This window comes from Pseudomonas sp. NFACC05-1 (assembly GCF_900100135.1).
GTDB lineage: Bacteria > Pseudomonadota > Gammaproteobacteria > Pseudomonadales > Pseudomonadaceae > Aquipseudomonas > Aquipseudomonas fluorescens_Q.
On record NZ_FMTR01000005.1, the window covers coordinates 106146 to 112710 of the forward strand.

Below are 6565 nucleotides of genomic sequence, written 5' to 3' on the forward strand. Positions count from 1 at the left end.
TATCGCGAGCAAGCTCGCGATAGCAGTCCAACCGGCGAAGAAGAACCTACCGCCGAACCTGCTTCAATGTCTCGGCAATCAAAAACGCCAGCTCCAGCGACTGATCGGCGTTCATCCGCGGGTCGCAGTGGGTGTGGTAGCGGTCCGATAGTCCATCCTCGGTAATCGGGCGCGCGCCGCCGATGCATTCAGTGACGTTTTGCCCGGTCATCTCGATGTGAATTCCGCCGGCATAGGTGCCTTCGGCTTCGTGGACCTGGAAGAACTGCTTCACTTCGCCGAGGATCTGCGCAAAGTCCCGGGTCTTGTAGCCGCTGCTGGCTTTGATGGTGTTGCCATGCATCGGGTCGGAGCTCCACAACACTTGCTTGCCTTCACGCTGCACGGCGCGCAATAGCGGCGGCAAGTGTTCGCCGACCTTGTTGGCGCCCATCCGGGCGATCAGGTTCAGTCGGCCGGGGTCGTTCTGCGGGTTGAGCACGTCGATCAGGCGGATCAGGTCGTCAGGGTCCATGCTCGGGCCGACCTTGACCCCGATCGGGTTGTTCACCCCGCGCAGGAATTCGACATGGGCGCCGTCCAACTGACGGGTACGGTCGCCGATCCACAGCATGTGGGCCGAGCAGTCGTAATAGTCGTTGGTCAGGCTGTCACGGCGCACGAAGGCTTCTTCGTAATTGAGCAGCAACGCTTCGTGGGCAGTGAAAAAGCTGGTTTCACGCAGTTGCGGCGAGCTGTCCATGCCGCAGGCGCGCATGAATGCCAGGGTTTCGTCGATGCGGTCGGCCAGGTGGCTGTATTTTTCCGCCAGGGCCGAGTTGGCGATGAAGTCCAGGTTCCACTTGTGCACCTGGTGCAGGTCGGCGAACCCGCCCTGGGCGAAGGCGCGCAGCAGGTTCAAGGTGGCGGTGGACTGGTGGTAGGACTGCAGCAACCGCTCCGGGTCCGGTACGCGGCTTTTCTCGTCGAAACCGATGCCGTTGACGATGTCGCCCCGGTAGGCCGGCAGGGTCACGCCGTCGATGGTTTCGTCGTTGGCCGAGCGCGGCTTGGCGAACTGCCCGGCCATGCGCCCAACCTTGACCACCGGGCAGCCGGCGGCAAAGGTCATGACGATCGCCATCTGCAAAAGGACCTTGAAGGTGTCGCGGATCTTGGCCGCCGAGAACTCGGCAAAGCTCTCGGCGCAGTCGCCGCCTTGCAGCAGGAACGCCCGGCCTTGGGTCACCTCGGCGAACTGACGGCGCAACTCCCGGGCTTCGCCGGCAAACACCAGTGGCGGATAGCTGGCCAGGGTCTGCTCCACCTGCAACAGGTGCGCGGCGTCGGGGTAGCGGGGTTGTTGCTGGATCGGCAAGGCGCGCCAGCTGTCAGGGCTCCAGGGTTGGCTCATCGTGATCTCTAGGTGATTTACGCTCGGACGGCCATGTTATCAGCAAATTAGTGCGTGACCTGCTCCGGTTGCTTCGCGGACAATCGCGCCTTTGTCCCGTATCCGCAGGCTCAAGCCGGCACGGTCACCATCAGGAGATGAAATGACAGAGGAGCGCGTCGAGCATTTGCTCGCCGAGGTGCACGACGAGTTCGGCATGATTCGCGTATTCGAAGTGGCCGATTATCGGTTTCTCGAGTTTGGCGATGCCATCGAGCAGAGTTGCGTGTTCACAGCCGATCCGAGCTGGCTCGAATATGACTATACCCGCGCCATGCTCATTGGCGCGTTGTGTCACGAGCAGCCGGAAAGTGCACTGTTTCTGGGGCTGGGCGCTGGTACGTTGACCCAAGCCTGCCTCAAGTTCCTGCCGTTGGAAGATGTCGAGGCCATCGAATTGCGCCCCGACGTGCCGCGCCTGGCCATCGAATACCTGGGGCTGGATGACGATCCGCGACTGTACATCCGTGTTGGAGATGCACTGGAACTGCTTGAAAGCGCTGAGCCTGCGGACCTGATTTTCGTCGACCTCTATACCGATGTCGGTCCTGGCGTCGGGCACCTGGCCTGGGGCTTCCTGGAAAACTGCCAGAAACGCCTCAACCCGGGCGGCTGGCTGGTGATCAACCAATGGGCCACCGACGACGGCAAGCCATTGGGCGCGGCACTGTTGCGCGGTTTGTACCACCGGCATTATTGGGAGCTGCCGGTGAAGGAGGGCAATGTGATCCTGATCGTGCCGGCGGACCTGGATCAGGAGCTGGACATGCAAGGACTGGTGGCCAGGGCCGAAGGGCTGGCGCCACGCTTGGGGTATTCGTTGCAGTCATTGATCAAGGCGATCCGGCCGGCGACCTGATCAAAGGCCCCCAAAACCTTTTGACAAGTGAGTTCCCCTGTGGCGAGGGAGCTTGCTCCCGCTGGGCTGCGCAGCAGCCCCTCTCAAGCTCACTCAATCAACCTGATCCACCGCGTCGCCGGGCTCCAGGGCCGCTGCGCGCCCCAGCGGGAGCAAGCTCCCTCGCCACGGGGAATTCGGCACGGCGTGGGTTAAGGGAATGCCTCGAGTCAGTGTCAGTCTCAAGAGCAAATCGGTTGATCGACCGGGATGCTTTTGTGGCGAGGGAGCTTGCTCCCGCTGGGTCGCGAAGCGGCCCCCTTCGATTTCAGATATCAACCCAGGCGTCTGCTTCGCAGCCGAGCGGGAGCAAGCTCCCTCGCCACCAAGGGCAAAGTTGTCTGGAGGTGAACCGTTTTAGCCGGCTGTCCCAAGGCCCAGGCCAACGAGCCCCATAACGGTATCTGGCAATAAAAAAAGCTCCCTTTTCGGGCGAATTCCGGTATAGTGCGCGCCGGCCTTTAGCCGGGCCGCGTCAAGGTAGCGCAATTCCCCGAAGTCAGCTTCGGTTGCATGTCCGCACAACGGATGCTTCCACGACGTTCTTTTTCATTCATTCGTTTTCGCAAATCCCCGCCGACAAAGCAGCCAGGGCGACTCTTGAGTCTCAACACGGCATGCGCAGCTTTGGAGCATGGGTCTTTGCGGATGCACTTAGAGGCAGACCCATGACCCAGGAAACCGGCGGCTTCGCCGCTTTTAATCTCAACCCGAACATTCTTGCTGCCGTCACTGCGACCGGCTACGAAGAACCTTCGGCGATTCAGCAGCAATCGATCCCGATCATCATGGCCGGCCACGACATGATTGGCCAGGCGCAAACCGGTACGGGTAAAACCGCTGCGTTCGCCCTGCCGATCCTGCATCGCATCGATCCTGCCAAGCGCGAACCGCAAGCCCTGATCCTGGCGCCAACTCGTGAGTTGGCGCTGCAAGTAGCAACCGCTTTCGAAACCTATTCCAAGCAGATGCCTGGCGTTACTGTTGTGGCCGTTTATGGCGGTGCCCCGATGGGCCCACAACTGAAAGCCATCCGTAATGGCGCGCAGATCGTTGTCGCTACTCCGGGTCGTCTGTGCGATCACCTGCGTCGTGACGAAAAAGTCCTGGCCACCGTGAACCACCTGGTTCTCGACGAAGCCGACGAAATGCTCAAGCTGGGTTTCATGGATGACCTGGAAGTCATCTTCAAGGCCCTGCCAGCGACCCGCCAGACTGTATTGTTCTCGGCTACCTTGCCGCAATCGATCCGTGCCATTGCCGAGCGCCACCTGCGCGATCCGCAACACGTAAAGATCCAGACCAAGACCCAGACCGTCACCGCGATCGAACAGGCTCACCTGCTGGTTCACGCCGACCAGAAGACTTCCGCCGTTCTCAGCTTGCTGGAAGTGGAAGACTTCGACGCCCTGATCATGTTCGTGCGTACCAAGCAAGCGACCCTGGACCTGGCCAGCGCCCTGGAAGCCAAAGGCTACAAAGCCGCAGCGCTGAACGGTGACATTGCCCAGAACCAGCGTGAGCGCGTGATCGACTCCCTCAAGGATGGCCGCCTGGACATCGTTGTGGCGACCGACGTTGCTGCCCGTGGCCTGGACGTTCCGCGCATCACCCACGTATTCAACGTGGACATGCCGTACGATCCGGAATCCTACGTTCACCGTATCGGCCGTACTGGCCGTGCTGGTCGCGAAGGCCGTGCGCTGCTGCTGGTCACCCCGCGTGAGCGTCGCATGCTGCAAGTAATCGAGCGTGTAACTGGCCAGAAGGTAGCTGAAGTTCGCCTGCCGGACGCCCAGGCCGTTCTCGATGCCCGCATCAAGAAACTGACCAACAGCCTGTCGCCACTGGTGGCTGACGCCGAATCGACCCACGGTGATCTGCTCGATCGCCTGACCGCCGACATCGGTTGCAGCCCGCGCGCTCTGGCCGCTGCACTGCTGCGCAAGGCCACCAATGGCCAAGCGCTGAACCTGGCTGCAATCGAGAAAGAGCGTCCCCTAGTGCCGAACAACGCACCGCGTGGCGATCGTCCTGAGCGCACCGGTGATCGTCCGGACCGTGGTGATCGCGAGCGTCGTGCTCCGATTCCGCTGGCCGAAGGCCGTGCCCGCTGCCGTACCGCGTTGGGTGCCCGTGACGGCATCGCCGCCAAGAACCTGCTGGGTGCCATCCTCAACGAAGGCGGCCTGGCTCGCGAAGCGATCGGTCGCATCCAGGTGCGTGACAGCTTCAGCCTGGTGGAACTGCCGGAAGATGGTCTGGAGAAATTGCTGACCAAGCTCAAAGACACTCGTGTGGCTGGCAAGCAGCTCAAGCTGCGTCGCTATCGCGAAGATTGATCAGCTCTTGGGCTGATTGATCGAGCATGAAAAATCCCCGACTGGTTCGGGGATTTTTTATGCCTGTCGTTTGGTGTGCCGTCAGGGGGCGTGGATGGAGGCCAATCAGTCAATCGAACCGATAGATGTCCATCCCCAGCGTCCCCATCGTGAACCCCGCATGGACAACGCTGAACTTGCCCCCCGCACCCCGGGCAAAATACAGCGGCAGCAAGTGCTCATCGCTGGGATGGCTGCGCACGGCGTTCGGCGCCTGGCGACGGTAATCATGCAGCGCGGCCTCGTCGTCGGCCGCCAGCTTCTCAACCATCCAGTCGCGAAAGGCCTTGGCCCAGGGCTCAATGCTGTCGGGGCCGGCGTTCCAGTCCAGGTCGCGCAGGTTGTGGGTGATGCTGCCGGAACCGATCAGCAAGATGCCTTGCTGACGCAGGCTCGCCAGGGCCTGGCCGACCTGTGTCTGCAACATCGGTCCCTGGCGGCTGGGCAGGGAAACCTGCACCACCGGGATGTCGGCTTCTGGGTACATCAAAGACAATGGCACCCAGACGCCATGGTCGGACGGCCGTTGAGGGTCGAGGCGTGCCGGAAGGTTCGCGGTGTTGAGCACGGCTGCGATTTGTGTCGCCAGTTGAGGATCGCCAGGCGCGGGGTACTGCACCTCATACAAGGCTGGTGGAAAGCCGCCGAAGTCGTGCCAGGTGCGCGGCTGCGGATTGGCGCTGACCAGCAATTCGTTGCTTTCCCAGTGGGCGGACACGATGACGATGGCCTTGGGCTTGGGCAATTGAGCGGCCAGGCGAGCCAATGCCGGACCGCTGTCGCCGGGCTCCAGGGCGAGCATCGGTGAGCCATGGGAGATAAACAGGCTGGGCAGCATGAAGGGGCTCCTGAGCGTTAAGATGTGATCATCTTCCGTCAGGTCAATGATCTAAATCTAATATAAGTTTTAGCCCGTTTTTATCGAATTTCTTGGAGTTAATCATGGAGCCCGAGTTTTGGCACAAGCGCTGGTCATCGAACCAGATTGGTTTTCACTTACCGGAGGTGAACCCGTACCTGCAACGGTTTTGGCCGCAACTGGGCCTGGCCCAGGGCAGTCGGGTGCTGGTGCCATTGTGTGGCAAAAGCCTGGATCTGCTGTGGCTTGCCCATCAGGGGTACTCGGTGCTGGGCGTGGAGTTATCGGAAAAAGCCGCCAATGATTTTTTTCTTGAACATCGGCTTGAGCCGAGCGTGAGTGAAGAGGGTGTGTTCAAGGTCTTCCGTGCCGGGGGCATCGAAATCCGCTGTGGTGATTTCTTTGCCTTGAGTGCTGCAGATGTGGCCGATTGCACGGCGTTGTACGACCGCGCTGCGTTGATTGCCTTGCCAGTGGCGATGCGAGAGCGGTATGCGGCCCATCTGCAGAAGATCTTGCCCAATGGCGTCGGATTGTTGATTACCCTGGATTACAACCAGGATGAAATGCCTGGCCCGCCTTTCTCCGTGGGCAATGATGAGGTGCTGAGGTTGCTGGGTAATGCCTGGCGACTGGAGGTCTTGCAGGAGCAGGATGTGCTGGGGGAGAGCTGGAAGTTCTTGCAGGCTGGGGTGAAGCGGCTGGATGAGCGGGTGTATCGGATTTCCAATCGTTGACGGATGAAGCTGTGGTGAGGGAACCCCCTGCTTTTGTGGCGAGGGAGCTTGCTCCCGCTGGGCTGCGCAGCAGCCCCTCTCAAGCTCACTCAATCAGCCTGATCTACCGTGTCGCCGGGTTTTAGGGCCGCTTCGCGCCCCAGCGGGAGCAAGCTCCCTCGCCACGGGGAATTGGGTACGGCGCGGGTTAAGGGAATGCCTCGAATCAGTGTCAGTTTCAAGAGCAAATCGGTTGGTCGAGCGGGATGCTTTTGTGGC

The 6565-nt window shown here is 60.9% G+C and carries 5 protein-coding genes; 3 read left to right on the plus strand and 2 right to left on the minus strand.

All coding sequences use genetic code 11. The features are described 5' to 3' along the window. Positions 1–46 precede the first annotated feature (46 nt). Positions 47–1393 (minus strand): class II 3-deoxy-7-phosphoheptulonate synthase, encoded by a 1347-nt coding sequence (locus BLO97_RS10475; protein WP_003199400.1) that lies wholly within the window; start codon positions 1391–1393, stop codon positions 47–49. 142 nt (positions 1394–1535) lie between these two features. Here BLO97_RS10475 and BLO97_RS10480 point away from each other — a divergent pair, with 142 nt between their 5' ends. Further along, positions 1536–2291, plus strand: a complete 756-nt coding sequence (locus BLO97_RS10480) for a spermidine synthase (RefSeq protein ID WP_003199402.1) — start codon at positions 1536–1538, stop codon at positions 2289–2291. A 707-nt stretch (positions 2292–2998) separates the two neighbouring features. Continuing rightward, positions 2999–4672, plus strand: a complete 1674-nt coding sequence (locus BLO97_RS10490) for a DEAD/DEAH box helicase (RefSeq protein ID WP_003199404.1) — start codon at positions 2999–3001, stop codon at positions 4670–4672. A 109-nt stretch (positions 4673–4781) separates the two neighbouring features. Here BLO97_RS10490 and BLO97_RS10495 read toward each other — a convergent pair whose 3' ends face one another. Beyond that, positions 4782–5549: a DODA-type extradiol aromatic ring-opening family dioxygenase gene (locus tag BLO97_RS10495; RefSeq protein ID WP_092144822.1), complete on the minus strand. Its 768-nt coding sequence runs from the start codon at positions 5547–5549 to the stop codon at positions 4782–4784. 104 nt (positions 5550–5653) lie between these two features. On the opposite strand from BLO97_RS10495, the gene BLO97_RS10500 reads away from it, so the two are divergent. Beyond that, positions 5654–6307 (plus strand): thiopurine S-methyltransferase, encoded by a 654-nt coding sequence (locus BLO97_RS10500; RefSeq protein WP_092144819.1) that lies wholly within the window; start codon positions 5654–5656, stop codon positions 6305–6307. The last annotated feature ends 258 nt before the right edge of the window (positions 6308–6565 follow it).

What these genes read in the sequence shown, in the direction of transcription:
- BLO97_RS10475 (WP_003199400.1), bottom strand. Translation starts at nt 1,393, where the DNA reads ATGAGCCAACCCTGGAGCCCTGACAGCTGGCGCGCCTTGCCGATCCAG.
- BLO97_RS10480 (WP_003199402.1), top strand. Translation starts at nt 1,536, where the DNA reads ATGACAGAGGAGCGCGTCGAGCATTTGCTCGCCGAGGTGCACGACGAG.
- BLO97_RS10490 (WP_003199404.1), top strand. Translation starts at nt 2,999, where the DNA reads ATGACCCAGGAAACCGGCGGCTTCGCCGCTTTTAATCTCAACCCGAAC.
- BLO97_RS10495 (WP_092144822.1), bottom strand. Translation starts at nt 5,549, where the DNA reads ATGCTGCCCAGCCTGTTTATCTCCCATGGCTCACCGATGCTCGCCCTG.
- BLO97_RS10500 (WP_092144819.1), top strand. Translation starts at nt 5,654, where the DNA reads ATGGAGCCCGAGTTTTGGCACAAGCGCTGGTCATCGAACCAGATTGGT.